The sequence below is a fragment of the Vibrio maritimus genome, from assembly GCF_021441885.1.
GTDB lineage: Bacteria > Pseudomonadota > Gammaproteobacteria > Enterobacterales > Vibrionaceae > Vibrio > Vibrio maritimus_B.
Window position 1 is genome coordinate 868,228 of sequence record NZ_CP090438.1, and the last position, 24,239, is coordinate 892,466.

Annotated in this window: 29 protein-coding genes and 1 tRNA gene; 19 read left to right on the top strand and 11 right to left on the bottom strand. The window is 46.0% G+C overall.

All coding sequences use genetic code 11. The annotated features are described in order from the left end of the window. Positions 1 to 52 precede the first annotated feature (52 nt). Positions 53 to 1,399 carry a magnesium transporter gene (locus LY387_RS03980; RefSeq protein WP_234495394.1) on the top strand — a complete coding sequence of 449 codons (1,347 nt, stop codon included), beginning with the start codon at positions 53 to 55 and terminating at the stop codon, positions 1,397 to 1,399. A gap of 325 nt (positions 1,400 to 1,724) precedes the next feature. Then, the gene (locus LY387_RS03985; protein WP_042477647.1) at positions 1,725 to 2,225 is read left to right on the top strand and encodes a DUF3332 family protein; all 501 of its coding nucleotides are present in this window, start codon (positions 1,725 to 1,727) and stop codon (positions 2,223 to 2,225) included. Between the two features lie 199 nt (positions 2,226 to 2,424). Here LY387_RS03985 and LY387_RS03990 read toward each other — a convergent pair whose 3' ends face one another. Then, positions 2,425 to 2,766 carry a hypothetical protein gene (locus LY387_RS03990; protein ID WP_234495395.1) on the bottom strand — a complete coding sequence of 114 codons (342 nt, stop codon included), beginning with the start codon at positions 2,764 to 2,766 and terminating at the stop codon, positions 2,425 to 2,427. A gap of 280 nt (positions 2,767 to 3,046) precedes the next feature. Between LY387_RS03990 and LY387_RS03995 the strand changes: the two genes are divergently transcribed. Then, positions 3,047 to 3,217 (top strand): hypothetical protein, encoded by a 171-nt coding sequence (locus tag LY387_RS03995; RefSeq protein ID WP_234495396.1) that lies wholly within the window; start codon positions 3,047 to 3,049, stop codon positions 3,215 to 3,217. A 58-nt stretch (positions 3,218 to 3,275) separates the two neighbouring features. Here LY387_RS03995 and LY387_RS04000 read toward each other — a convergent pair whose 3' ends face one another. The 3 genes from LY387_RS04000 to LY387_RS04010 form a co-directional block, all read right to left on the bottom strand. Continuing rightward, positions 3,276 to 4,115: a transposase gene (locus tag LY387_RS04000; RefSeq protein WP_234495397.1), complete on the bottom strand. Its 840-nt coding sequence runs from the start codon at positions 4,113 to 4,115 to the stop codon at positions 3,276 to 3,278. 268 nt (positions 4,116 to 4,383) lie between these two features. Beyond that, a complete protein-coding gene (locus tag LY387_RS04005; protein ID WP_234495398.1) occupies positions 4,384 to 4,785 on the bottom strand; it encodes a DUF2061 domain-containing protein in 402 nt (133 codons plus the stop codon). Positions 4,786 to 5,029: 244 nt separating this feature from the next. Continuing rightward, the gene (locus LY387_RS04010; protein ID WP_042477652.1) at positions 5,030 to 5,572 is read right to left on the bottom strand and encodes a nuclear transport factor 2 family protein; all 543 of its coding nucleotides are present in this window, start codon (positions 5,570 to 5,572) and stop codon (positions 5,030 to 5,032) included. A 161-nt stretch (positions 5,573 to 5,733) separates the two neighbouring features. Here LY387_RS04010 and LY387_RS04015 point away from each other — a divergent pair, with 161 nt between their 5' ends. The 6 genes from LY387_RS04015 (at position 5,734) to rodA (ending at position 9,923) form a co-directional block, all read left to right on the top strand. Beyond that, positions 5,734 to 6,102: a winged helix-turn-helix transcriptional regulator gene (locus LY387_RS04015; protein ID WP_234495399.1), complete on the top strand. Its 369-nt coding sequence runs from the start codon at positions 5,734 to 5,736 to the stop codon at positions 6,100 to 6,102. Positions 6,103 to 6,197: 95 nt separating this feature from the next. After that, positions 6,198 to 7,121, top strand: a complete 924-nt coding sequence (dmeF, locus tag LY387_RS04020) for a CDF family Co(II)/Ni(II) efflux transporter DmeF (protein ID WP_234495400.1) — start codon at positions 6,198 to 6,200, stop codon at positions 7,119 to 7,121. Beyond that, positions 7,121 to 7,537, top strand: coding sequence for a MarR family winged helix-turn-helix transcriptional regulator (locus LY387_RS04025; protein WP_042477654.1), 417 nt, complete (start codon positions 7,121 to 7,123; stop codon positions 7,535 to 7,537). Before dmeF ends, LY387_RS04025 begins: the two co-directional genes overlap by 1 nt. Positions 7,538 to 7,621: 84 nt before the next feature. Beyond that, positions 7,622 to 7,996 carry a hypothetical protein gene (locus LY387_RS04030; protein ID WP_234495401.1) on the top strand — a complete coding sequence of 125 codons (375 nt, stop codon included), beginning with the start codon at positions 7,622 to 7,624 and terminating at the stop codon, positions 7,994 to 7,996. An 81-nt stretch (positions 7,997 to 8,077) separates the two neighbouring features. Continuing rightward, positions 8,078 to 8,755 carry a DedA family protein gene (locus LY387_RS04035; protein ID WP_234496051.1) on the top strand — a complete coding sequence of 226 codons (678 nt, stop codon included), beginning with the start codon at positions 8,078 to 8,080 and terminating at the stop codon, positions 8,753 to 8,755. 82 nt (positions 8,756 to 8,837) lie between these two features. Then, positions 8,838 to 9,923 (top strand): rod shape-determining protein RodA, encoded by a 1,086-nt coding sequence (rodA, locus tag LY387_RS04040; RefSeq protein WP_234495402.1) that lies wholly within the window; start codon positions 8,838 to 8,840, stop codon positions 9,921 to 9,923. 5 nt (positions 9,924 to 9,928) lie between these two features. Here rodA and LY387_RS04045 read toward each other — a convergent pair whose 3' ends face one another. After that, the gene (locus tag LY387_RS04045) at positions 9,929 to 10,309 is read right to left on the bottom strand and encodes a hypothetical protein (RefSeq protein ID WP_234495403.1); all 381 of its coding nucleotides are present in this window, start codon (positions 10,307 to 10,309) and stop codon (positions 9,929 to 9,931) included. A 229-nt stretch (positions 10,310 to 10,538) separates the two neighbouring features. Between LY387_RS04045 and LY387_RS04050 the strand changes: the two genes are divergently transcribed. Then, positions 10,539 to 11,720: a C45 family autoproteolytic acyltransferase/hydolase gene (locus LY387_RS04050; RefSeq protein ID WP_042477666.1), complete on the top strand. Its 1,182-nt coding sequence runs from the start codon at positions 10,539 to 10,541 to the stop codon at positions 11,718 to 11,720. Positions 11,721 to 11,845: 125 nt separating this feature from the next. Here LY387_RS04050 and LY387_RS04055 read toward each other — a convergent pair whose 3' ends face one another. Then, positions 11,846 to 12,409, bottom strand: coding sequence for an outer membrane beta-barrel protein (locus LY387_RS04055; protein WP_234495404.1), 564 nt, complete (start codon positions 12,407 to 12,409; stop codon positions 11,846 to 11,848). A gap of 373 nt (positions 12,410 to 12,782) precedes the next feature. On the opposite strand from LY387_RS04055, the gene LY387_RS04060 reads away from it, so the two are divergent. The 7 genes from LY387_RS04060 to LY387_RS04090 all read left to right on the top strand — a co-directional run bounded on the left by LY387_RS04060 (position 12,783) and on the right by LY387_RS04090 (position 19,462). Then, positions 12,783 to 13,724, top strand: coding sequence for a LysR family transcriptional regulator (locus tag LY387_RS04060; protein ID WP_234495405.1), 942 nt, complete (start codon positions 12,783 to 12,785; stop codon positions 13,722 to 13,724). Between the two features lie 200 nt (positions 13,725 to 13,924). Then, a complete protein-coding gene (dctP, locus tag LY387_RS04065) occupies positions 13,925 to 14,968 on the top strand; it encodes a TRAP transporter substrate-binding protein DctP (RefSeq protein ID WP_234495406.1) in 1,044 nt (347 codons plus the stop codon). 131 nt (positions 14,969 to 15,099) lie between these two features. After that, positions 15,100 to 15,513 carry a TRAP transporter small permease gene (locus LY387_RS04070; protein ID WP_234495407.1) on the top strand — a complete coding sequence of 138 codons (414 nt, stop codon included), beginning with the start codon at positions 15,100 to 15,102 and terminating at the stop codon, positions 15,511 to 15,513. Further along, on the top strand, positions 15,510 to 16,787 hold the full coding sequence (locus LY387_RS04075; protein ID WP_234495408.1) for a TRAP transporter large permease: 1,278 nt from the start codon (positions 15,510 to 15,512) through the stop codon (positions 16,785 to 16,787). Before LY387_RS04070 ends, LY387_RS04075 begins: the two co-directional genes overlap by 4 nt. Further along, positions 16,787 to 17,530 carry a M15 family metallopeptidase gene (locus tag LY387_RS04080; RefSeq protein ID WP_234495409.1) on the top strand — a complete coding sequence of 248 codons (744 nt, stop codon included), beginning with the start codon at positions 16,787 to 16,789 and terminating at the stop codon, positions 17,528 to 17,530. The genes LY387_RS04075 and LY387_RS04080 overlap by 1 nt, the downstream gene beginning before the upstream one ends. 42 nt (positions 17,531 to 17,572) lie before the next feature. Then, entirely contained in the window at positions 17,573 to 18,829 is a 1,257-nt protein-coding gene (locus LY387_RS04085) for a D-amino acid dehydrogenase (protein WP_234495410.1), read from the top strand. Positions 18,830 to 18,955: 126 nt separating this feature from the next. Continuing rightward, positions 18,956 to 19,462 (top strand): DUF3087 domain-containing protein, encoded by a 507-nt coding sequence (locus tag LY387_RS04090; protein WP_234495411.1) that lies wholly within the window; start codon positions 18,956 to 18,958, stop codon positions 19,460 to 19,462. Between the two features lie 93 nt (positions 19,463 to 19,555). On the opposite strand, the gene LY387_RS04095 is transcribed toward LY387_RS04090, so the two are convergent. The 3 genes from LY387_RS04095 to LY387_RS04105 all read right to left on the bottom strand — a co-directional run bounded on the left by LY387_RS04095 (position 19,556) and on the right by LY387_RS04105 (position 22,140). Then, entirely contained in the window at positions 19,556 to 20,725 is a 1,170-nt protein-coding gene (locus LY387_RS04095) for an MFS transporter (protein WP_234495412.1), read from the bottom strand. A 148-nt stretch (positions 20,726 to 20,873) separates the two neighbouring features. Continuing rightward, positions 20,874 to 20,950 (bottom strand) — tRNA-Arg (locus LY387_RS04100). Between the two features lie 53 nt (positions 20,951 to 21,003). Beyond that, a complete protein-coding gene (locus tag LY387_RS04105; RefSeq protein ID WP_234495413.1) occupies positions 21,004 to 22,140 on the bottom strand; it encodes a flagellar assembly protein FlgT in 1,137 nt (378 codons plus the stop codon). A gap of 160 nt (positions 22,141 to 22,300) precedes the next feature. On the opposite strand from LY387_RS04105, the gene LY387_RS04110 reads away from it, so the two are divergent. Together LY387_RS04110 and LY387_RS04115 are read left to right on the top strand one after the other, a co-directional pair. Continuing rightward, positions 22,301 to 22,936, top strand: coding sequence for a FlgO family outer membrane protein (locus LY387_RS04110; RefSeq protein WP_042477693.1), 636 nt, complete (start codon positions 22,301 to 22,303; stop codon positions 22,934 to 22,936). Between the two features lie 9 nt (positions 22,937 to 22,945). Then, positions 22,946 to 23,374 (top strand): LPP20 family lipoprotein, encoded by a 429-nt coding sequence (locus LY387_RS04115; protein ID WP_042477696.1) that lies wholly within the window; start codon positions 22,946 to 22,948, stop codon positions 23,372 to 23,374. A 74-nt stretch (positions 23,375 to 23,448) separates the two neighbouring features. On the opposite strand, the gene LY387_RS04120 is transcribed toward LY387_RS04115, so the two are convergent. After that, complete coding sequence (locus LY387_RS04120; RefSeq protein WP_234495414.1) at positions 23,449 to 23,874, bottom strand: flagella synthesis protein FlgN; 426 nt, start codon at positions 23,872 to 23,874, stop codon at positions 23,449 to 23,451. Between the two features lie 30 nt (positions 23,875 to 23,904). Beyond that, a complete protein-coding gene (gene flgM / locus LY387_RS04125) occupies positions 23,905 to 24,222 on the bottom strand; it encodes a flagellar biosynthesis anti-sigma factor FlgM (protein WP_042477702.1) in 318 nt (105 codons plus the stop codon). Positions 24,223 to 24,239: the final 17 nt, after the last annotated feature.

Sequence of the window (24,239 nt, forward strand, 5' to 3'; positions counted from 1 at the left end):
TCGCTATGATAGAAGGTATTCCAATTACGCGCACGGTTACAGGGAGCCCGCAGTGAGCGAATTCCAAGATCTGTCAGTTCAAATTGAGCAAATCTCACAGGCAGAAGAGGCACAGCAGCCGCACATTCTCAATCGCTTTATAGAGCAAGGTCTCGACGCATCGTCGATCGCTCTGATCCTTGAGGCCTTCCCAATTGAACAAAGGGTACGGCTATGGCGTGAACTGCCTCTTGAGAGTCATATCGAGGTATTGACCGAGTCGCGCGGCGAAGTGAGGGTGTCGATTCTTGATGCTTTGTCAGAGACAGAGCTAAGACTCACGCTCGCTAAGCTGGATAACCTATCACTTATTGAGTGGGCGGACTCTCTACCTGACGACATCATTGAAGAAGCGATATCGCTGCTTGAACCAGGTGAACTCGAGCTTTATGACCAAGCCAACGAATACGAAGAAGAAGAGCTAGGTCGCTGGGCGGAGCGTAAGGTTATCGCTATCCCATTCAACATATCCGTAGAGCGTGCTCGAGTTTTAGTTGCTAAATACAATGTTGAATCGGCAAGCCACATCTATCTTATCGACAAGCAGCAACGCTTTCGAGGCATGGTGGACTACATCGATTTACTAAGCGCGGACCCAAAAGCGCGTATCAAACAGTTAGTGCTTGAACATGTGAACACTCTAAGTGCCAATATGGCGTTAACCGAAGCGGTAGACGCAATGGAACGCTCAGCATTTGCCGCGTTGCCAGTACTCGATGAGCGTAAACGTTTGGTCGGAGAAATCGATTGGAAGTTTGCATTAAGTACCCAGCGTGAAATCTATGAAACGCGCCTTATGGCTGGTACGGGTATGGATGAAGGAGATGATCTATTCGCTCCGATTCTTAAAAGCTCGCAAAAGCGTGGTGTGTGGTTGGGTATCAACCTGTTAACTGCCATTCTTGCTTCAGTGACGATTGGTTTGTTTGAGGATGTTATCGCCCAAGTTGTCGCACTCGCGGTTCTCATGCCAATCGTAGCTTCTATGGGAGGAATTGCTGGTAGCCAAACCCTAACGCTGATGGTTCGTTCTATGGCCTTAAATCAGATCACGTCAGGTAACCGATTCGCCTTGATAAAAAATGAGTTAGGGATCGGTGCCATCAATGGTTTGCTATGGGCAGCAATCATTGGCGTGGTTGCCGGGCTGTGGTTCCAGTCTCCTTTACTTGGCGGCACCATCGCATTGGCTATCATCGTTAATATCATCACTGCGGCATTGTTTGGGGTGCTTATCCCATTAATACTCGATAAGTTAAAGCTCGATCCTGCACTTGCTGGCTCGGTTATCTTGACCACAGTGACAGACGTAGTGGGTTTCTTCGCCTTCTTAGGAACGGCAAGTTTGGTGCTGTTGTAGGATATGACTGTCACAGGTTGATATTTTGTGATTTTTTCGTGGCGATGTGAACAGTTGAATGATAAAGGGACTAAGTTTAAGGCTTTGAATTAAAACATTTTAATTGCTTTGTTGTGAGTGGTTATTGAGAAAGTGGGTCTTGGATGTTAATGCGCAGATAGCGCAGCAAAAATGCGCCTAGAACCGATTTTGATTGGAGTTATAATCCCGCGCCATTTATTGGTGGCGGGAATGAAAAACCAGCACTGATTGCTGGTTTTTTCTAATAATTTCAATCAACTTGCTTGCGCTGTGTTGGCAGTGTGAGTGAGAGGTTTTTTAAGCAATGAAACTGATCAAAACAACGATTACTGCAGCACTAATGTCGACAATGTTGACTGGCTGTATCGGTCAAATGGCAACAACGGGTGCACTTATGTATGAAGTAAACCTAAAAGGGGTCGACAACCGTTACGCCCGTGCTGGTCTTTACACTCTGATGTCACCGGTTTACGCGATCACGGCTGCGGCTGACTTGTTTGTGGTTAACTCGATCGAGTTTTGGACGGGCACGAACCCTATTACTAAGAAAAAAGCCGTGGCAGATACGCCAGCTGAGGCGTACATCAAAGTAAACCACAAAGTTGGTAAGCAGTTCTCTACCGCACCGGTGAAGCTTTCAAAGCTTGATAACAACACCATGCAAATGGAGTTTATCGACGAGGAAGGTAAAGCTCGTACCTTGGTAGGCGTAAGTGGTGAAGAGTCCGTTGATTTCTATCTAGATGGTCAGTACATCACGACTGCAACGCATCAAGAATTGGAGCAGTACGCCGCTGCATCGTAATGGCTTTTTTGCCTTAGCAACAAACAAGGCCTACTAGGTGCTGATACCGGTAGGCCTTATTACCAATAAATAGGATGTAAAAAAGGAGGTTATTGGATTGAGATGATCCTACCACGCATCAACAGAAGCGCTATGACTAGAGCGTGGCAAAATGTAAAAATCGGTATGCAATCTTCTCGATTGAAATACACTGAGACGATTAAGAAGTACGAACCCGTTTTGCCGTTACAATAAGGCCTTGTGTATAGCTAAAACCATAGCCATAACCGTATCCACCATAGCCATTCTCACCACGACCACCTGCCTCTAATAACGCCTTGTAGTCATAGTCACCACTTGTAATTGGCGTGATGGCCACGACCTCATAGCCATCGTGGTTGAGTGTTTCCACGGCTTTTTGCAGATCTTCTGCCAAACGGACACTATCAACTACGGATTTCGAATACCCTGTTTTTCGCCAAACGGGAGAATCACTATAGTCGACAGTCTCATGCTTGCCCACCTCGCAAAACTGAGCGGGAACATGAACAATTCGATTCATCTGATTACCTTACTGCTATTGTTACTCTGATATGCCACATCCGGATTAGTCTTTGCGCTAACACTCTTAATAGTGGATTGGCGATTCTACCGCACTCTTTTATAAAGTCGTAACAAAATGTCTAATCATTCATAGAGTTAAAAGCAGTAAGTGAGCGATAACGCACAGTTAACGGTTGGAGTAACTCGGCATAGCACTAGCGATGCTCGCATGGAAGGTGGTGTAAGCGGGAATCTGACTCATACTTACTGATGTCTTTTTACAACAAGGAGACGTCGTTATGAAATTGATTATCTTATCTTGCGTAAGCGCATTGATCTTGATATCAGGTACAACCTTCGCGAGTCAAAGTGGCGGTAGACTTGGCTATGTGGTTGATTGCAACATCAATGGGACAGTGACACGAATGCCAATGACGGCATGCCGTCAGAAAGGAGGAGAGGCGAAATAGAGGCTATTAGTCTGTTCGCCTCAGTCCAAACGCTGAGGCGAACAAAAGCGACATTCAACTAGAGCGTTGCTTTAGAAACAATACGACTAACTCGCGAATAGTGCAGCCCAAAATGTGCACCAATTTGCTTTTGCGTATAACCGCCACTTCGAAATGCCAAACATATCGCTTCGTCGCGGCTTTGTGCTTGTTGTTCGTATGCCTCTAGGGTCAAAGGGGCTGAGCGACGTTGTGGCGTTGGGATATCACCGAGCTCAATATCGCTACTATCTAGGTTAGAAAGATGGCGCTGGATAAATGTTTCATCTCCTAAGAAAATCTGTCGTTTCACGTTTTGCCATGGATTCTCATCTTTGCCATCCAAAACATACTTTTTGTACTTCGTTAGCGCGGCAGATGGACTGCTATCGAATGACTTTAACGTAGTTTTACTATCAAACCAGGTTGGTGATGTTTTGCTACCGTTTAGATAACACCAACTGCTCCATGGGTAACTTTCTGGATCGACGACCATTTTTGCATGTACCGGGTTTAGCATAATATCTCGGCTAACAGATAAGAAGTAAGCCTCTCGGTCGATCAAGACCGATTTAAAACGACCTTGGAAAAGGTGTCCGCTGCGACCACGTTTGTGATTAAACCTCTGCGTGTATACACCACTAAGCTGACGCATACCAATACTCAAATTGCCATCCGGCGTTTCTAGCATCACATGATATTGATTCGACATTAAGCAGTAGCTATGGACCTGCCAGTTGTATCGCAGGGCAGTATGCTCGAGTACCTGTAAGAACAGTTCGAAATCGCCTCTATCTTGGAAAATAGGTTGTCCGTCGTTGCCTTTACAAGTGACATAATACAAGGCGCCAGGGTATTCGATTCGTAGTGGTCTGCTCATTGCGGTATCGGTCATCGTCATGGTTGGAGGTAGGTCTTACTATAGAGGAATCAGATAGAAAGGCAAAACGCAAGACTTGGCCCCTATTAGGTTTTTGATGTGATTCATTGACTAATATGTCGGCACTATTCATAGGACGCTGATAGATATCGCGATTTGCTAGTTAGAAATTACTGACTTATGAATGATAGATGTAAAAAGGGGCATGTCGATGACATGCCCCTTGGTTTTCGAATAGATCACTCTCAATGTATAGCGCTGGTGGCCGTTACGCGGCAACCGGTTTGTTGAAGTTAACACCAATGCTCTCATGAGATTTGCGTTGCCATACTTTTTCATGGAAGAAGTAGGCGACTGAGTTAATGGCTGGTTCGATTGTTGCCATCAAGCCACCGATAAATGCATCCCCAGTTAGCAAGTAAGTCACAGTGAAGGCAACGCTAAAGTGAATAACGGCAAAGCTAGCGGTTTTCACTTGAGTCAAAGACTGTCGACGTTTTAAAAAGGCCACTTTTTGCCACGCTTTTTCGTGAAGGTAGAAAGCACCTGTGTTGATGGTTGGTTCAATCATGGCGACAAGACTACCTAGCAAAAAGTCACCAGTAAGAGCAAAAGCTACCATGGTTGCAATCGTGAAGTGGATGCCTGCAAAAGTTATAGTCTTGATCATGACGTTACCCTCATTGAACGCTAATCTGTGTTGATGTGAATATTATTGATAATTATTCTCAGTAACAGAAGTAATTTACCCCTATTATTTTGATAGTTAATTCCTATTGATATTTGGTTATGGATAGCTTTTAGGATGAGGCGTAGAGTGAGTGGCAAATGCTGCCCCCATAGCATTGCGTGGATTGGGGGCAGTCGTTGTAACGTCGTTAGTAGGCAAGTGCTTGTTTGGTAGTCGTCAGCTTTTAGAACACACCGTTCTCGTTGGCAATATCGCCACCACTGATTAGGGAGTAGACTCTCATAGAAAAGTCGAGTGCTTGAATGGAGTCCCAATGCTCGACAATGCGACCATCTTCGATGCGCCAAGTATCGATAATGTTCATTCCTTTTTCATCATTCCCCCGGTCTTCTTTGTTTAGTGTCGCGTGGGAATGAAAAATCACATAGTCGCCGTCGACATAGATGTGCTTCACATCATAGCTGTAGTCTGGATATTCTTCGACAAACTCAGTTAGAAACCCAACGAGACCCGTCACTTTATCCGGTAGGTTTCGATTGTGCTGCACATAGGCGCTGTCGTTGTAATGCTTCATCACATAATCAAAGTCATGGTCGTTCATCAGGTGTTGTACAAAGTCAGTGATCAGCGCAGCATTGTTGGCTTCTTGCTCAGTCCAGTTTTCCTTCTTCAATGACGCAAGATCTATCGTGACAGAGTCGTTAGACTGCGCGAAAACGGTGGTTGTTGCGACGAGAAGCATAAGTGAAGTAAGTCGTTTAATCATGGTGATCTCCCTTTCTAATGTTGCTTGTTTGGTATAGATTGATAACCATAGTAATTAATAGTAACCTACACTACAAGAAGGCACCGAAAGCTGCGCTGGTTACCTTTTGGTAACTGTTGGAGCAAAATAGGCAAACGAATGGATAGAGGTTGAAGGTCGAAATGGCGAATACAGAGAGACGAGTGTTTTACAACGACAGCGACTGCCCAGTTAGAAATGTGGTAGCACAAATCGGCGACAAATGGTCATTGCTGATCTTATTTGCATTAGTGGATGGATCCGATCGATTTAATGCATTGAAGTCGAGAATCGAAGGGATCTCGCAACGCATGTTGACTCAGACATTGCGTGATTTAGAGCGAGAAGGGTATGTGAATCGAACGGTATACCCAGAGGTGCCGGTGCGCGTTGAGTACGCTTTGACAGATTTAGGCAGAGATCTCGTCAAGCCACTCTATAATCTGGTTCAGTGGGCAGAGAGTCATCAAGATGAGATTACCCGCTCTCGCGAGGCGTACGACAACCAATAGATCTTATTGGGCGTTAGATACTTACGGTTGACTTTGTTTGATAGTCAAACTAAATTGATAATCAAGTATTTTGATTATCAAACAAAGTGTGCCCCATGTCTTTTGAATCTGCGCCCCACTCACACAATTTTTCTAGCCATAATCACCAAGGTGAGAAACGAACTTTTTATGTGCTGTTGCTCACTGTCACCACTATGGTGGTTGAAATCGTGGCGGGTACCATCTACGGCTCCATGGCACTGTTGGCTGATGGTTGGCACATGGGCACACACGCTGCCGCTTTTTGTATCACCTTGTTTGCTTATCGCTATGCGAAGAAGCATGAGAACAACGATAGATTCTCCTTTGGCACGGGCAAGGTTAGCGTACTTGGGGGCTATACCAGTGCGATTGCGCTGGGTATTGTGGCGATTATGATGATCGTCGAATCGGTGCACCGATTGTTCAATCCACAGCCGATTCATTTCAATGAAGCTATTATCGTCGCCTTTATTGGTCTGGCCGTGAATGTTGCGAGTATGTTTTTGCTGGGGGATCACCACCATCACGACCACCATCATCATGACCATGGGCATTCACATGATCACGGACATGCACACCATCATCACGACCACAACCTAAGAGCTGCTTACCTGCACGTTTTAGCGGACGCGTTGACCTCTGTGCTTGCCATTGGTGCTTTGATTCTGGGTAAGCTCTATGGATGGAATTGGCTAGATGCATTTATGGGGATCGTTGGCGCCCTGGTTATTGGTAAATGGACGCTAAATCTCCTAAAACAAACCAGCCCTATTTTGCTCGACGAAAGCATAGAGGAAACGTATCGAGCAGAAATTCGTGAAGAGCTTGCGCCCTTTGCTGAAGTAGCTGATTTGCATATCTGGAGAGTGAGTGGTCATCACTATGCGGCGGCGATTACCTTGGTGTCTAAGGACACGCTTTCTTTGCAGGCGTTCAAACAAAAGCTGAGCAAGTTTGATAAGATAAGTCATCTCACATTAGAAGTACGTTCGACTTAATGCAGAATCTAGAAACGTTAAACCAGTTACTGACCGAGTTTTACGACAAGATGTCGTCTTGGGAGCAGTCTGTCGTCAAAGAGACCGGCTATTCATTGGCTCAAGTACACACCATAGAGGTTTTGGGTGTTCATGGCGCCATGCGAATGAAAGAGCTCGCTGATAAACTGGGAATAACCACCGGTACCTTGACGGTGCAGGTCGATAAGCTAGTGGCTGCAAAATTGATGGAACGTTTCCCTCATCCGAACGATCGCCGTGCAATTGTGGTTGGGTTGACAGAGGCGGGGCAAGCAATTCACCGTCACCACAACCAATTACACCTCGACTTAGTTAAAGACATCACTCGACATTTTGATGAGGGGCAAGAAGCTTTACTTATCTCATGTCTATCGAAGATGAATCGCGAGTTCTAATCGGATTTAGAGTCGTTAAATTCTCATTGCTTTTTTAGGCGCTTGGCAGTACATATAGGCAGATCCCACTACTAGGCTTTGTGTGTGAAGCGACCGATAAAGCTCGTCCCATTCCTGCTGACTTTGCTAACGATGCTGCTATTGAGCGGCGTCGCAGAGTCTATTGGTGAGACTCCACACTTTTACCAGCCTTCAGTGGTGAATCCAGAGCGGGTTCCTGACCTTGCCAATGACCATCAACTACTGCGTCTGTCAACGTGGCGATTGCCACCACAAAAACCTCAGGCTGGACCTCAAGACCCTCTGCCTTGGCTGATGTTGGTGCTCTCCTTGAGCTCATGGTTTGTGTTTGCGCTTTCAAGAAGGGCGCTCCCGCGAAGCTACCTGGCTTTCGCTCATCCTCGACTCGGCGGCTGGCACGAGTCCAACCTTCAGTTTCGCTTTATTCACTCTCGATAGTTCTCAACTTAAACGTTTCATCGATTCATCTCGTTTCGTTTTTTAGTAACTATGTTGGGAGTAACTATGCTGGGAGTAGCTATGCTTGATGCGACCCAAGACGTCTTGATTGCCATTTGGAATCAAGACTTTGACGCGTTGCTGTCGCCTGGTAGCGCGGTACTGATTTATATCTTAGTGACCCTATTTATTGGTCTTGAAAGCAGTTTTTTGCCAGCTGCACCATTGCCTTGTGACAGTATCGTTGTGTTGGTGGGAACCTTATCTGCCGTCGGGGTTCTTAACCCTTTTCTCGCATTTGCGCTGCTCATCATCGCCGCCTCCGTGGGCAGTTGGCTCGCCTATTTGCAGGGACGTTGGCTTAACAAGCTTCCCGTTGTTCGAGGCTGGCTGATGAAAGTGCCTGAAAGCAATATGCGCCTAGTCGATAACCTTTTGGGTCGCCATGGGCTAATTGCGCTATTCGTTGCCAGATTTGTCCCGGGAGTTCGCTCACTGGTGCCTATGGTAATGGGGATTCGTCTGCACCAAGTTCAGCGCTTTCACTACTTTGCTTGGTGTAGTGCCACGCTATGGATTGCATTACTAGCGGGCGTAGGATTCGTCTTACCTTCATTGCCAGATACCGTGAGTAGAGTCGCGACGATGGTACTGATGGCAGCACCTATTGTGACCCTGTGCGCCGCTATCATCACCTTTGTTACTTGGCGTTTGCGCCGCGTTATTTCAGGTTATCGAAATAGCCTAAAAAAATCCTAACCAGATGCGCCTTTCTGCGCTAATTACCCATGACATTTGTAGAGATGAGCAGCGTCTTAATGGCGTTGCTCGTTAGATTCGTATGCTAAAAGCTCTTAACACTCCAAAAATCGACGTCCTCATCTTGTTGGCGATCGTCACTATCATGCTGCTTGGTTCACTCACTATCTGGAGTGCCAGCGGTTATAGCGAAGCCACCATGACCAACCATCTCATGCGCTGTGGAATATCCATCTTGTGTGTTGTGATCATGGCGTCGATTCCTGCACGGCAGTATCGCCGCGTGTCTCCTTACCTCTATCTGCTTACCATTCTTCTACTGATTGGCGTAGTCCTTGCTGGAGACAGCAGTAACGGCTCTCAGCGCTGGTTGAGTATTGCGGGATTTCGTTTTCAACCATCAGAGTTGGTGAAACTGGCCATTCCCATGATGGTGGCTTGGTTTATACAGCAAGAAGGGACGCGACCAACCGGGATTAGGCTACTCGTCGCTATTTTGATGACCGCCATACCAGCGGGCTTGATATTTGTTCAGCCTGATCTCGATGGAGCAATCTTCGGCATCATATACATGCTATTTGTGCTCTATTTCGCAGGCATGAGCTGGAAGATCATTGGTGGCTTTGCTGCCCTTGTTGCCACTTCGATACCGTTGCTGTGGTTTTTTGTGATTGAGGCTTATCAGAAGAAGCGCATCATACAGTTTCTTAACCCGCAAAGTGACCCACTGGGCTCTGGTTATCAGATCATTCAGTCACATATTGCGATTGGATCTGGAGGCGTGACAGGGAAAGGCTGGATGAATGCCACTCAAAGTTCGCTCGGCTTCATTCCAGAGAGCCACACTGATTTTATCTTCTCTGCTTATGCGGAAGAGTGGGGGTTTCTTGGTTGTGTATTGCTGCTGTCGCTTTATCTATTTATCACCTTGAGAGCACTTTGGCTCGCCTGTCATTGTCATCACGCCTATAGCCGACTGGTGTGCGGGTCATTGGCGCTGAGTTTCTTTTTATATGCCTTTATCAATACAGGGATGGTTAGCGGATTGTTGCCAGTCATGGGAAGTCCATTGCCATTTTTCAGCTATGGTGGCACCGCGATGATCACCCAAGGCGTCTGCTTTGGCATCATTATGTCATTGTGCCGAGCATCGTCGCGTTATGAGTAGTTGGCTTAGTCGTAAGCACCCTTACCATATTGCTCGATGAAGAACTGGTAGTCTAAGTAAGCTTTTCGTACTCGTTCAGGAATGGTTTTCTCATAGACACGGGCATCGTCGATTTTTGCCATGGACCAGCCTTGAAATATGGGCTCCTCATAGCAGTTCATGGCTTCGTCACGGGGTTTGGCTAGAAGAATTCGACGGATGTTTTGTACATGATACCAAGGTGAGCTTTTGCCTCGAAAGTGATTGAGGATTGGGTACTGGATGAGAAAAACCTCACAAGAGACAAGCTGAGCCAGCAAACATTCAGCGCTGTCTCTTTCCTCTTCAGGGTAATACTTTACGACCTTATTAAGTTCCCGATTGCATTGTTCGATCAAGTTGCTCAAATAGTACCTCTAGCATCAAAACATTAAGCCCGTTTTAAACGGAAAATTCGCACGCTTACACAATACACATTAAGACATGGTAAGGCTTATCGCCAGTTCTGTACCTTTTCGTTTTTATTGAAAAGTAATATTGGAGGACTCAACCCATCACTGTGCATTGGTTGGTTTTGCACAAGATTCATACAATCCACCTCGACTTCACAATACTGTTCTATCGAGGTAACTAACAATGACAACTTCAACACTAACACTGCTTAATCAATTTGAAGACGGCAAAATTTTTGAAACTAACGAAGAGATGCTTTACGTCCTTCAACTGCAAGGCAGTTGGTTTGAGATGGGCCGCCAATATGGCGCACTGGCGAAAGATCACATGGAGGCGATGTACCAAAAAATCGTTCAACCAGAAATCAATCACGGCTTGATCACTCAAGCTGACGCATTTGAGCTGTTTGGTACTCGTATCTTTAACGCTCTTTCACTGCGTCGTAAGCAATATTTCCAAGGTGTAGCCGACGGTGCCGGCTGGCCTGTTGAGAAAGTGGTCGTGCTAGACCAAAGCGGTCCGATGGCTATCTACTTGGGTAAACTGCACTCTTTCTCTGGTTGCTCATCGTTGGCGACATGGGGCGAAAACACTAAAGATGGTCACGCTCTTGTCGGACGCAATATGGACTGGGCTGAGCTATTTCTTGATTTCCCAATCTACACGACTGTTTATAACCCAACGGATGGTTCAAACGGTATCGTGAACGTGAGCTGGCCAGGTTGGCAGTGGCTAGTAACAGGTTTCAATGACAAAGGCGTTTACACCGACCTGCATGATGGTACGTCAATGGGCGGTAACATTGTCTCTATCGAAAAACCTTCATTCTTGAACTCTGTGTTCGACTATATGGCAGAGTCTGACTCAATCGAAGCTCTGAGCGCTCGTTTTCAAGCCTCTCGTACTGATGTGGCCGCTATCTGGATGCTTGCTGATCAACAAGGTAAAGCGTGTGCTTATGAGAACACCATTCAAGAGAACCGCCTGCGCTCTGCAGACAAAGATGCAAGCTCGTTTGTGACAGTGAACACCTTCCTAAACCCAGATTGGGGTCTAGGTAAACGTGAAACACAAAGCTTCTCACTAAAACGTTTTGACAACCTCAATGCGCGTCACGATGAAAAAGCAGGTCAGCTGGATACACAACAAATGCGTGATATCTTCGACCTAACGCTATACAACGAAGACGGCAGCTTTAAAGAAAACGGTGGTGTAACCAAACCAACTAACCAAGATGTGGATCTCACCAACTACCAAATCGTAGCAGACCTAAATGAGCTTCAATTGTGGGTCAAACTACCAGCGCTAGGTGTAGAGAGTGATTGGGCACATGTTGATGTTAAGTCACTGTTTGTAAATAAGTAACAGCGTGTCTAGTCACTTACTCTTAGTGATGACTAGTAGGTAAAATGTATCGCCTCTGTTCTATGCCGTGAGGCGATACTTATAGTATTCAATACATGCTCAATGAACTGAGTTTATATTAACGATTAAAAGTTATACCTGATACCTACAAATGGACCAGAAGATCGAACGTCCACATTTTGAATTTTCGAACTGATGTCTTTAAGGCCAAATGCGACGTCTAGATTGTCGATTTGGTAGCCTGCTTCAACCCCAATTTGGTACCCGACAGCATCGTTCTTAACACCAAAATCGAAATGATGGTTTTTAACGTCAAGAGCGACATCACCAATACCAAACATGCCGCCAATATAAAAGTTGCTGTCAGCAATATAGTACTTTGGCTTCGCGCTAATGAAAAAAGCATCTGCCTTACTTGTTGATATATCTTTGTACTTATATTCACCGACAGATGAGTACTGGGCTTCTAGGCCAAGTCCGAACTTTTCAGAAATAGCAAACTCATAGCCACCAATGAACTCAAAATTTAAGCGATTAGTAGCGTCGATTTTGACTCCTAGAGGAGAAATGTAGTTTTCGTTAGCAACTGGAATGTTACCACCGATGTAAAATCCTGGTTTTGCAAACGCACTCGTTGATATTGTTGCAGTAAGTAGTGATAAGAATAAGGTATTGGTAGTTTTAGACATGATTACTCTGTGCTTGATACTGCGGCTAGTACCGCTTTATTTTGTGGCGGGGGATGCTAGCAATGAGTGTTTAATACAGCAAAACGGTTTGTGCTCAATATGGTAGCTATCTATATGAAAAGGAGCGCGAAATCTTGCTTATTCGAATACGATGGCTTCGAACACTTTGAAATATCAGTAAATCTAAGTACTGGCAGGGCATAAAGTAAGTACTGATATAGGTTTGAGTGCATATGATGTGAGGGGTGTTATGGTTTGATGAAATGGGAAGTGAAAAGAGAGGGAGTTAGCATTCTTATAAAATCACTAAGAAAATGAGCTTGAACTGTGAGAAGCTAATCCAGTCTATCGGTTGAGTTAAACAGGATATTTAATGCACCACCTCAATATTCGTTCGCTTGAATACTTAAATGCGGTTTCCAAGTATGGGTCATTGCGAAAGGCGTCAAAGATGCTCAACGTCGATCCAGCAGCAGTGAGTAGAATGTTGAGTCAGCTCGAGGTGCAAGTCGAGGTGAAAGTGTGGGAAAGAAATAGCCGGCAATCCTACCTGACCGAAGCCGGTAAAGAGCTATTAGAATATTACCAATCTATCGTGAGAGGCGAGGCAGCGGTGCTTTCTCGGCTCACTAAGCTAAAAAACTTGACGGGTGGTAGCGTTAGCATTGCGATTGGAGAGGGGTTTATTACCAATTTGGTATCGACACCAATGCAGACGTTTATGGCTCGCTATCCCGATATCAACCTGTCGATAGAAATTGCGGGAGCGCTGGATGCCGTCAAGATGCTGGAAGACCAGCAGATAGATTTTGCTATTACCTACGCCTCTGCACCTCACTCTAAACTTCATTCGCATGTAGAGCGCAGCCATCCATTAGAGTTGATCGTCCCTAAGGGACACTTTCTTACTATGAATACCTCACCTGCAACCTTGCAAGACCTGCAAGATGTTTCTCTGGCATTGATAGACAATTCAACAGGCATGGGCAGGTTGGTAAAACATGCAGAGCAAATTTCCCATTTAACACTTAAGCCAAAACTTCAAACCAATTCAGTGACGGCGTTGACCAACTTTGTTGTCGCTGGGCTCGGCGTTACTTTCATGCCTAAGCTGACCGTCATCGACGAGATAGAAGCGGGAACCATTGAAATTGTAGATACCGAACTGGGTATGCTTCCAAAAGCGACGGTAAAAGTGCTTTCACTCAAGGGGAGAGAGCTCAGCCCGCAGGCTAAGACCCTACTTGAGTTCTTAATGGAAAATACCGCGTTTCTCCGTTTTGACGCGCATACTGTTCCGATGCAAACCCGATAGTGGGTTCTACAGGCTGCGTCCAAAACATATCGTCTTAATCTTAACTTATTGTTATCGCTATAGGTTCTCACGAGATACTGAGATAGAAATCACGATTCTCTCTTTTGTTGCCTCTAAATTACCTTAATTGACAAAATGTCAACACTTCCTATCTTGTTAAGTCAACGCACACTCCGTAATGTGAATTGTGAGTTATTAATATGTTAAATAACATGGAGATGGTGTTGATGAATATGGTTCGTAAAGGAAAAGCTTTTAAACTGTCCGCGCTGGCGTTGGTTGGGGTATTTGGGATGTCTGGTCTCGTTCAGGCTCAGTCTATCAACCTAAGTTATAACGGTGCACCAGATGCAGATAAAAACGCGGTGCACTTATTTGCTTCTAACTTAAAGTCCATTGTCGAGAAGAACTCGAACGGCGAAATAGAATTAAAGCTTTATCCAAATAGTATTTTAGGTGAGGAACAAGAGCGTATGGAGCAAGTGATTAATTCTCCTAGCCTTAACATCGCATCTTTTGGAGGCATTTCGCCGATTTTCCCAGAAATATTTGTCAGCTCCATCCCATTTATGTTCACCGATTTTGACATGGCACGTAAGTTCTTCGATGAGGGGGATTACTGGAAAAAAGCGCAAACTGAGTTCTATCAGAGAAACAACGCACACCTTCTTGCTGTCGTGGAAGAGGGGGGCTTTCTTGCCTTCACTAACAACAAGCGTGAGATTCGTACGCCGGATGACTTTAAAGGTTTGAAGTTTAGAGCGATGGACAAGAGCCAAGTGGCATTATACGAATCGTTTGGCGCGTCCGGTACGCCAATTCCATGGACCGAAGTTTATATGGCGCTCAAAATGGGTGTTGCTGACGGTCAAATGAACCCACCTATGTACATCATCATGGGTAGCTTGAATGAAGTTCAGCAATACCTAACGCTGGCGAATGTTCAGTATTCAGACCAGTTCTTAGTTGCCAACGACAACTTAATGAAAAATCTTACCGACAAGCAACGTGAGATCTTACTCAATGCAGTCAAAGAGGCGAATACACTCAATAGAGAGTCGGTTCAGTCTCAAGTTGAAAACAGAATCGATTACTTATCTAAAAATGGTATGAAGGTTTACCAGCCAACGGAAGAAGAAATTGCCCAGTTTAGAGACGCATCAAAAGAGTCTTATATCAGTTGGTTAGAAACTCAAGGCATCGATAAGAGCTGGGTAGACCTAGCGATGAAAGATATTAAATAGTGCATTAATGCGAAATATCTGAGCATTGGCGCCGATACGGCGCCAATAGCGGTACCTTTTAGAGCTGTAGGTTGAATATGCTTGGCTATATAAAGAAAGTCTTATTGTCTTTATCTACATTGTGTCTATTCATGAATGTAGTGGTATTACTTGGTGGTGTGCTATCAAGATATATATTTAATTCCTCACCAATTTGGGTTGATGAAGCTGCGCGTTATCTTTTAATTGGCTCTGTCATGTTGATGGCTGGCATATTAATCACTACCAATGAGCATATGCGACTCAGCATCGTAGATAAACTTCCCAAAGGTAAGTTGCCATATATTGTTGTTTTCTACCGCCATCTAGTGACAACAGCTATCGCAACGTTCATGACGTATGCGAGTTATCACTATGCGGTTTCTATTGCCAACTTTACGACTATTGGCTTGGGGATCAGTAAATCCATCCCCCTATACGCACTACCTATTGGGTTCTTTTTTATCACCCTTTACTCAGCAATTAAAACAGTGAGTGTAGTAACTAATAAGGAAGGCTTGCGATGATCACTGTAATATTAATTGTATTCTTAGTGAATTTATTTTTAGGGGTGCCACTTTTTATTTCCCTATTGGTATCTTCTATTGCAGGTTTCTTTTTTGTCGACATTGACCTCGCGTTTAGAATTATCCCACAACAGTTTTTCAGTGGCATTGATAGTTTTTCCCTCATGGCGGTCCCTCTGTTTATTCTTGCGGGTAACCTACTCAATGAGAGTGGTTTGACGCCAAAGTTAATGAACCTCTCCAAGGCACTCGTCGGTCACTTAAAGGGCGGTGTCGGATACGTCAACGTTATCTCTAGTGTGTTCTTTGCTGGCGTGAATGGTTCAGCAGTAGCTGACACATCGGCACTCGGTACACTCTTGGTACCCGCAATGAAAAAAGAGGGCTATTCGACAGGTTTTGCTGCAAGTCTCACTGCAGGCAGCTCGCTAATCGGCCCCATTATTCCGCCTAGTATCTTCATGATTATCTATGCCTCATTAACGAATACGTCGGTCGGAGACTTATTCTTGGCTGGCATCATGCCAGGATTGGCGTTGGGGGCAATCTTCTTTATCGTCAACTGGAGATATGCAAGAAAACACAACTTACAGTCCTCGCAGACCAAGCCGAGTATTAAACATGTGTGTAGCGCTATCGTGCAAGCGTTGCCTGCTGTGTTCGCACCGATACTGATCGTCTCAAGTATTATTCTGGGCTTTGTGACACCAACGGAATCTGGAGCTCTTATTGTTCTATACACGGTGATTGTTGGTTTGATACTGCGCACACTGAAGTGGTCGAGCATCCTAAAAGCGATTGTTGATGCGGCAAAGCTCACTACGGCAATATTTATCATTATTGCATCGTCTTCCGTGCTGACATGGCTATTAGGTTACGCTCAAGTGCCCGCAGCGTTCGCAAGCTTGCTCGCTCCGTTTATCGACAGCCCAATCATTATTCTATTTGTTTTGAGTGGCATTACATTCTTTGTCGGCATGCTGATGGAAGAGGTATCTGCGCTCATGCTATTGACGCCAGTTTTCATGCCGATAGCCACGTACGCAGGTGTTGACCCTGTACACCTAGGAATCGTCATTACGATGAACATCACCATCGCGTTGATCACACCACCTATGGGGGCGTGTCTGTATGTGGCGAGTGCGGTGAGTAAAATCGATTTGGCAGTCATGTTCAGAGAAATCATCCCTTTCATTTTCTACGCACTATTAATTCTGTTCCTTGTGATTCTAGTGCCGGACTTTGTTCTATTTATTCCGGGGGCACTTAACTGATGTTGGAAAGAAAAATCGACGCTATGAAAATTCCTTCGATAGACATTCCGGTCTGGGAGAGTTTAGAGAGAATTGCAATTGAAGAATGCGGAGAGCGGCTAGTTCCATTGTCTCTTTCTGACGATATCGTGAGCTATCCCGCCTATTACAAAATGGGGATTAAGTACGCGGTACAAGAGTGCTTTGTCCGTGAAAGTGTGTTCGATAAGTTGCTGGTGGTAGCTCGTAGCTTGCCAGATGGTATTCGCTTAGTGGTATTGGATGGATGGCGACCGATACATGTTCAAGAGTACCTGTATGAGACGTTGATCAACCAACTCAAAAGAGCCCCGATTCACGCGGAAAAGAGCCTATCTGAAATCAGTCTAATCGCTAGGACATTGGTGTCTCCGCCAAGTACTAATGCAAACTGTCCTAGTCCTCACCAGACTGGTGGATCTGTTGATGTGACTCTGTGTGATAGCGATGGGCGACTGTTAGATATGGGGACGCAGTTTGATGAGAACAGCTTGCGTTCATGGTCTAGTGCTTTAGAGGATTCACCTGAAACAGACCAAGCACAAAATAGACGCCTGTTGTACAACGCAATGATTGAAGCTGGGTTTACAAACTTACCCAGTGAATGGTGGCATTACGATTATGGTAATCAAATGTGGGCGAACTATACCGGTCGTAACAAAGCGATATACGGCGCGACGAGACCATTAACCATTGAGCATTTGTGGAATATTCAAGAAGGTTAGAGAGCGCGTTTATGGAATTAAGTGGTAGTTGAGGAGAATAGTGTGGACGTTATCGTAATTGGTAGTGGTGTCATTGGTTTAACCAGCGCATGGTATTTAGCGAAAGAGGGGCACTCTGTCACTGTGATAGAGCGCCAAAGCTCGAGCGGCAAAGAGACCAGCTTTGCTAACGCAGGGCAGATTTCTTATGGTTACTCCTCACCTTGGGCTGCACCAGGGATCCCTCTTAAGGCGATGAAATGGCTGACACAAGAGCATGCTCCTCTGAAGGTGAAGCCTTCACTATCTCCTGAGCTGGTTTCATGGGCGACAAAAATGCTCGCCAACTGCAACGAAGAGAAGTACGCCCAGAACAAGTCCCGCATGTTGCGAATAGCGAACTTTAGCCGCGACTGTTTGACTCATTTGAGAGAAAGCGAAAACCTCGCTTATGAAGGGCGACAAAAAGGCACGCTGCAGGTATTCAGAGATGAAAAGCAGTTAGACGCTGTTCAAAAAGATATGGCGCTTCTGAAAGAGAGTGGCATTGCGCATAGCTTGTTAAACGTAGAGCAATGCTTAGAAGTGGAAGCGGGACTTGCGGATGTTAAAGACAAGCTGGTGGGTGGTCTTTATCTGCCGGGTGACGAAACTGGTGATTGCTATCAGTTCTGCGTCGCACTCACTGAAAAAGCGCGGCAATTGGGTGTGAACTTTGTCTTTGATACTGAGGTGCATAGCCTTAATCAAAACAACGGCGCACTAACCAGTATTAGTACCAGCAAGGGTGATTTCAAAGCTGACGCTTACGTGGTTGCCTGCGGCAGTTACTCAAGGGATTTGCTTAAGCAAGTTGAGCTGTCGCTACCTGTTTATCCCGTTAAAGGATACTCGCTGACTGTACCGATTATTAATCCCGATAAAGCACCGACCTCAACCGTAATGGACGAGACCTACAAGGTTGCCATGACCCGTTTTGATGATCGCATACGCGTTGCTGGAACGGCGGAGCTGGCTGGTTTCAACACCCTAATTCCAGAGAAACGAAAAGCCACCATAGACATGGTCATAAAAGATTTGTTTCCGTTTGGCGGCGATTTCTCTAAAGCGGAATATTGGACTGGATTAAGGCCTATGACGCCAGATGGCACGCCAATTATTGGTAAGACACCGATTACAAATCTGTTTACCAATACGGGGCATGGTACGCTCGGCTGGACGATGGCGTGTGGTTCGGGGAAGATCTTATCTGAAGTGGTCAGCAAGGGTGATACGACGATTGAATCCAGTGATCTCAATGTTTATCGCTATTTGTCGTAGCAACTGTGGATACATTGCCGGATGCTTGGTAATGTTTGCCCTAGCTACTGACTTTCTGGCCTTTCTAGGAGCGGTCCTTCTAAAGGCTAGAAAAGCGTAATCACTCTATTAGCCATTGGATTTAGAATGCAATTACAATCTATCGACAAGCAGTTGTATCGCTCACGTTTAAATATCGTCATCATTGCATGTATTGTCAGCTTAAGTGTCTCTAGCTTAGCGATATCTCAAAGCTTGATATTCTTTTTCCCATCAGAAACGGGCTCGCATTTTCATTGGAACCTTCTTGGTGTCGTGGTGAGTGCATTGGGTCTAGGTTTTACCCTGTTAAAACTTAAGAATCACCCCAAAATGAAAGAAGTCGTTTATGTGTGGCTGCTAAAGAAAGAGCTTAACCTCATTTACCGAAAAAACAGAAAGTTGCTGGCAGCGGCAGAACAAGGCAATGCTGATGCCATGTTAGCGCTTCAGTTTAGTTACGAAGGATCGCGTCAGTTGTGGCAACTTGATGATAATACAATCGTAATGACGAGCCTAAATGCAGCGCAGTCAAAGCTGGATGGATTGACCGAAGAGTATAATTTGCAGCTTGATATATCGAACTATCAGTCAGGGCTACTTCGCCAGTTTTGACAATCACAGCTAAAGCCTAGAGAAGGGACACGTACTTAACGCCTCATGGGGTAACATGTCCTTTCTGTCTCTTCGCCACTATATTCTTCACCACTATTTCTTTACTACCCAATTGAGCAGAAGCAATAGCCCAATTGGGAAAAGCGAAGCAACTAACATCCAGGTCCAGCCTTGGGTAAACAGTACGATTCCAGCACCCAGTGACCCCGATGCCTGGAAAGCCGTAATTGAAAAATCATTGACCGCCTGAACCTTAAAGCGCTCGCTTGGCTTATACGTCTGAGGCAACAACGATGTTCCACCAATAAACAAGAAGTTCCATCCTATTCCAAGTGCAACTAACGCCCACCAGTAGTGATGCACAGAATGCCCAAGCAATGCGACAGCAATACAAATGAGGAATATCACGCAGCCAAGAGTGATCAGCTTGTAAATACCAATACGCTTTATGATCATAGGCGTAATGAGAGAGGGCAGGTACATCGCCATCACATGGCTTTGAATGACCCATTTAGCGCTTTGAATGTCGTGTCCGTGCCCAGACATTGCCAGCGGCGTGGCTGTCATGAGAAAAGCCATCACTGCATACGCCGTTAAGCCTGAACCAATGGCGAGCCACAGCATAGGCTGCCTAAACAGAATGGATAGATCTCTCGCTTCACCATCGTCAGTGTCGTTCTCTTGCACCGTCAGAGGCTTCATTGCAACCGCGAGCACAGCAGCACCTATGAGCTCAAGAAAACCAAGCGCCGCATACGCTCTCGCATACTCAGAATTAAACCATGAAATCGCCTGACCAATGTTGAGTAGCTCCGGACCCACCCAAGCTGCGGCAATTCCACCCACCAACACTAAGCTAATAACCTGTGGGTGTTGAGCGGCACTCTTGCAGCTTTCAATGGCGGCAAAACGGTACTGCCCAACATAAGCAAGCTGACTGCCAAGTAGAAAAGCACAAAAACAGAACTCCCAAAAGCTGCCACTATCAATCGACCAAGCCGCACCAAAAGCACTCACGCTACTGACCAGTGCCGCCAGAATAAACGCCTGCTTTCTACCTAGCGCCTTTTGAATTCTCGCCGCAGGAAAGATGTTCAGCGACACCCCGACAATGAGCGCGGTAACGGGCAGGGTAGCCAGTGTTGGGTCCGAATGAAGCTGAGCTCCAACAATACCGCCCAGAAACACATTCAGCGCTCCAACAGATAAAACAAACGGTTGAACAGAAGCGAGCAACCAGGCATTCCATGGCAATGATTTCATTGGTTCTTTTTTGTGGGGTTAGGTTGGGGTTAATGGTGACGGAATTGGGGAGAAAAGCAATGGTGGAGTGATTTGAAAAGTGATGGACATTTTGTGGACACAAACAAAAAGGACTTAGCTAATGATTCAGCTAAGTCCTTACTTTATATGGCGCTCCCGACAGGATTCGAACCTGTGACCTGCCCCTTAGGAGGGGGCCGCGCTATCCAGCTGTGCCACGGGAGCTTAAGACTTATATTACTCAATTATATGAATAAGTTAAGCCCGCGGTGGCAGATTTAGTTCTGTTTGTGCATTACGTCGCCAATCTGGATGCTGTTGGCGAGAGCAGGTTGATCGACGGTGGCTTCGGCATCACGTTCGTAGACGCGAGAAACGGTTAGGGTAATGTCACTGCGGCTGACTTTATTACGTGGTAGACCGTTTTGGTCGATGAACGAGCCTGTGTGCCATAGTCGCAGTTTGTCGCCAGCTTGAACGCCGTGGACGCGACCGAGGTCGATGGTCACCTTGTTGCCGTATGAGGCGACAACCTCTGGCAGTGTCATCTTGCAGGAAATCTCAGACTCCAGATCGAGCATAATGTTACGGCTAACGCGCTGCATCATCTCTCCATAAGGCGAGGTCCAGAAACGCGCACTCTTGGTATCCACTTTACTGGTTTTTGCAAACGGCCATTCAGCGATCTCACGATAGGTATGCTGGAAGATTTCATGACCTGTCTTGCCGTCGAAGATTGCCATGTCCATAGCGAACTGGCGGTTTATCTTGTCGTCTCTTAACAGACCGCCTTGCTCAATGGTGGCAGTAAGATCTTTAATCTCACCAGTCACTAGATACTGCGCACCGAGATCGTCAGCGATCATTTTAATGCGCTCAGGCTGTCGTTTGTTGATTTCATAGCGGGTAGTACCGACGGAAACGAAGCTGTAAGAACGAGCCCCAAGCTGTTTGTCGATAACCGAGCTGTAGTCTTCACCTAACTTGTAGATCTGACCCATTACCGCTTGCTGAGGATCAACAATGTCAAACATGGCGACGCCAATGGTCTTTTTATACTGCTCTTTATGGCAAGCCTTTGCCGTTGGGTAGATGTCGATGCGGGCTTTGACCACCATCTGATTGCCGCTTACGTACTTGTCGTCAATGACGATATGGCGCACTTCGGAGTCGATGAATTGGTATTGATCTCTGTCGTCTTCCAGCATTGGCGCTAGTGTTGCGAGTCCACCGATGTCAGCACCAGAGAAGTCTACCGCCTTATAGACAGCGTCTTCTAGCGCATAGATCCTTGCCGCCTTCTCAGAGGAGACAATGGTTGAGGTGCCCGTCACTTCGTACCATTCTGCATAGGCACTGCTGGCAGTCATTGTCATTAATGCCGTTGAAATTAAAGAAGAAACAATTTTTTTCATACTACCTTTCCAAATGCGGAACAATATTTGCTTAGTAATTCTCAGCGAATATTGGCGCGGGCTTTCTTATTTAGGACAGAATGAGAATAGCAAAGATTGTTCCAACCTTTGTAAGAGGGTGTTGCAATCGACCCAATTAATAACTTTTGGAGAGTGTGTAATGAAAAAGTGGCTACTGATGGCATCAGTGTTAACGCTGACCGCTTGTGCCTACTCACCAATCTATAACGGTAAAGAGTCGTACTCTGGCAGCAAGTTCATGCTGATGGAGAGTCCGCGTCATACCATGGATTACTTTGTAGAAAGTCTTACCGAAGAGCTAGTGAACTCGAACACAAGCGTGTCTTCGCGCACCCCTATTGCTGTGGCATCTTTTGTGGATCTGCAGAACATGGACGCAACTAACTGGCTCGGTAACTCGGTTTCGGAAGGCTTTATTCACCAATTGCAGCGCCGTGGCTTTAAGGTCGTGGACTTTAAAACGACCGGTTCGATTCAGGTGACCCGTCAAGGCGATTTCGCACTCAGCCGTGATTGGAAAGATCTCGCTCAAGAGCAACAGATTCAATTTGTTCTCACTGGCACTATGTTACGCCAAGAAGGCGGTGTGCTAGTGAATGCACGTGTGGTTGGTATGCAGTCACGTATTGTTGTCGCATCTGCACAAGGCTTCTTGCCGGCTGACCGTATTGGTCGCGACCTCGATACGTTGAACCATATTCGTACCGAAGATGGTGTGCTGATTCGTTCAGACCCAACAATGACAACACCAACGACCGTGATTTTACGCCCATAGGAAATGAAGATGAGAGTAATATTTGCCGCCTTGCTTGCCATGGTAATGATTGGTTGTACACCAATTGGCGCTATGGATCAGAACACGCTTACCGCTGTAGGCTATGCCAGCATCAGTGAGCAGACTGGTCGAAACGATGAAGAGAAGCAAGTTCGTGCTATGCGCGCGTCGAAGATTGATGCCTACCGTGAACTCGCTGAACAGGTTTATGGCCTGCGTGTGTCCGCAAGAGCGGATTTACAGGACCAGCGACTAGGCGTAGAGTCGACCACAGGTGCGGTAGATGGCGTTATTCGCGGTGCTGAGGTGGTTCGAAGCTACAAAGTGGGCGACAGCTACGTCACTGAGCTGGTACTAGACATTGAAAAGATGGATAGACTTCGCGACTACGGTGAGATTCGCCGCGTACCAGAGAAGAAGCGTGAGACTCTGTTCTAGAAACGAACGTCATTAAAAAAGCGGCAATGTGGTGACACATTGCCGCTTTTTTGTATTGGGTGTGTGAAGACAGTTTAAGCTTTTAGGTTGGTGCCCAGCGTCGATAGCGTGTGCGTTTGACCACCGGCGTTGTAGGTCATGCCAATTTTTCCGTGGCTTTGCTGCATCAGGTTATTGAGCTTGTTAAAGCTCAATTGTGCACGCTGTAAGCTCTGTCCGTTAATCTCGTTCAGCTGCTGGCAATCAAGAATAATGGATTTAACGTCGGCGACCTTTTGTGCCAAAGGTGCCTCATCGGTCAGACGATGGACGTCTTGGTGTTCGCTTAAGCGTTTGTCTGTTTGCTGCAGCTGTCCGATGAGCGTCATTTTTTCTTTGGCGATGCGCTCGATATCGGACGATTCTCGCCCAGCAATGGCTTTCGTCTCCTCCGTTAGCAGAAGAGACAGTGCTTTTGCGTTTTTGAGTTGATAGTCAATCAAATCGACAAGTGCTGCCATTACCTTTACCTAAATCTTAAATGAAAGCGGTTATCGCAGTCCGCCAAGTTCGTCTTCAAACTTCATCATGTTGTCCGCTAGCTTCTCTGCGTCTACGGTGTACGAACCGTTGGCAATAGCGTCTTTAATTGCCGCTACTTTAGCAGAGTCAAAGCTTGGCTGACTCGCCATCTGCTGGTGCATTTGACCAATGGCTTTACCGCCTTGGCTCAGCGTCACCGCATCTTGCTTTGTTGAAGATTGACCAACTGGAGTTGATGCGCTCTCTTTGCTGGCGTCCGAACGAGCAGGAGCACGACTCGTGGTCGTTAGCGTCTGTCCAGATCGAATGTTATCAATGCCTGCCATAGTTTCGCCTTATAGTT

What these genes read in the sequence shown, in the direction of transcription:
- LY387_RS04090 (WP_234495411.1), top strand. Translation starts at nt 18,956, where the DNA reads ATGCAATTACAATCTATCGACAAGCAGTTGTATCGCTCACGTTTAAAT.
- flgM (WP_042477702.1), bottom strand. Translation starts at nt 24,222, where the DNA reads ATGGCAGGCATTGATAACATTCGATCTGGACAGACGCTAACGACCACG.
- LY387_RS04070 (WP_234495407.1), top strand. Translation starts at nt 15,100, where the DNA reads ATGAATGTAGTGGTATTACTTGGTGGTGTGCTATCAAGATATATATTT.
- LY387_RS04055 (WP_234495404.1), bottom strand. Translation starts at nt 12,409, where the DNA reads ATGTCTAAAACTACCAATACCTTATTCTTATCACTACTTACTGCAACA.
- LY387_RS04050 (WP_042477666.1), top strand. Translation starts at nt 10,539, where the DNA reads ATGACAACTTCAACACTAACACTGCTTAATCAATTTGAAGACGGCAAA.
- dctP (WP_234495406.1), top strand. Translation starts at nt 13,925, where the DNA reads ATGTTAAATAACATGGAGATGGTGTTGATGAATATGGTTCGTAAAGGA.
- LY387_RS04000 (WP_234495397.1), bottom strand. Translation starts at nt 4,115, where the DNA reads ATGAGCAGACCACTACGAATCGAATACCCTGGCGCCTTGTATTATGTC.
- LY387_RS03985 (WP_042477647.1), top strand. Translation starts at nt 1,725, where the DNA reads ATGAAACTGATCAAAACAACGATTACTGCAGCACTAATGTCGACAATG.
- rodA (WP_234495402.1), top strand. Translation starts at nt 8,838, where the DNA reads ATGCTAAAAGCTCTTAACACTCCAAAAATCGACGTCCTCATCTTGTTG.
- LY387_RS04110 (WP_042477693.1), top strand. Translation starts at nt 22,301, where the DNA reads ATGAAAAAGTGGCTACTGATGGCATCAGTGTTAACGCTGACCGCTTGT.
- LY387_RS04115 (WP_042477696.1), top strand. Translation starts at nt 22,946, where the DNA reads ATGAGAGTAATATTTGCCGCCTTGCTTGCCATGGTAATGATTGGTTGT.
- LY387_RS04025 (WP_042477654.1), top strand. Translation starts at nt 7,121, where the DNA reads ATGCAGAATCTAGAAACGTTAAACCAGTTACTGACCGAGTTTTACGAC.
- LY387_RS04010 (WP_042477652.1), bottom strand. Translation starts at nt 5,572, where the DNA reads ATGATTAAACGACTTACTTCACTTATGCTTCTCGTCGCAACAACCACC.
- LY387_RS04095 (WP_234495412.1), bottom strand. Translation starts at nt 20,725, where the DNA reads ATGAAATCATTGCCATGGAATGCCTGGTTGCTCGCTTCTGTTCAACCG.
- LY387_RS03995 (WP_234495396.1), top strand. Translation starts at nt 3,047, where the DNA reads ATGAAATTGATTATCTTATCTTGCGTAAGCGCATTGATCTTGATATCA.
- LY387_RS04080 (WP_234495409.1), top strand. Translation starts at nt 16,787, where the DNA reads ATGTTGGAAAGAAAAATCGACGCTATGAAAATTCCTTCGATAGACATT.
- LY387_RS04005 (WP_234495398.1), bottom strand. Translation starts at nt 4,785, where the DNA reads ATGATCAAGACTATAACTTTTGCAGGCATCCACTTCACGATTGCAACC.
- LY387_RS04060 (WP_234495405.1), top strand. Translation starts at nt 12,783, where the DNA reads ATGCACCACCTCAATATTCGTTCGCTTGAATACTTAAATGCGGTTTCC.
- LY387_RS04105 (WP_234495413.1), bottom strand. Translation starts at nt 22,140, where the DNA reads ATGAAAAAAATTGTTTCTTCTTTAATTTCAACGGCATTAATGACAATG.
- LY387_RS04120 (WP_234495414.1), bottom strand. Translation starts at nt 23,874, where the DNA reads ATGGCAGCACTTGTCGATTTGATTGACTATCAACTCAAAAACGCAAAA.
- LY387_RS04035 (WP_234496051.1), top strand. Translation starts at nt 8,078, where the DNA reads ATGCTTGATGCGACCCAAGACGTCTTGATTGCCATTTGGAATCAAGAC.
- LY387_RS04015 (WP_234495399.1), top strand. Translation starts at nt 5,734, where the DNA reads ATGGCGAATACAGAGAGACGAGTGTTTTACAACGACAGCGACTGCCCA.
- LY387_RS03990 (WP_234495395.1), bottom strand. Translation starts at nt 2,766, where the DNA reads ATGAATCGAATTGTTCATGTTCCCGCTCAGTTTTGCGAGGTGGGCAAG.
- dmeF (WP_234495400.1), top strand. Translation starts at nt 6,198, where the DNA reads ATGTCTTTTGAATCTGCGCCCCACTCACACAATTTTTCTAGCCATAAT.
- LY387_RS04075 (WP_234495408.1), top strand. Translation starts at nt 15,510, where the DNA reads ATGATCACTGTAATATTAATTGTATTCTTAGTGAATTTATTTTTAGGG.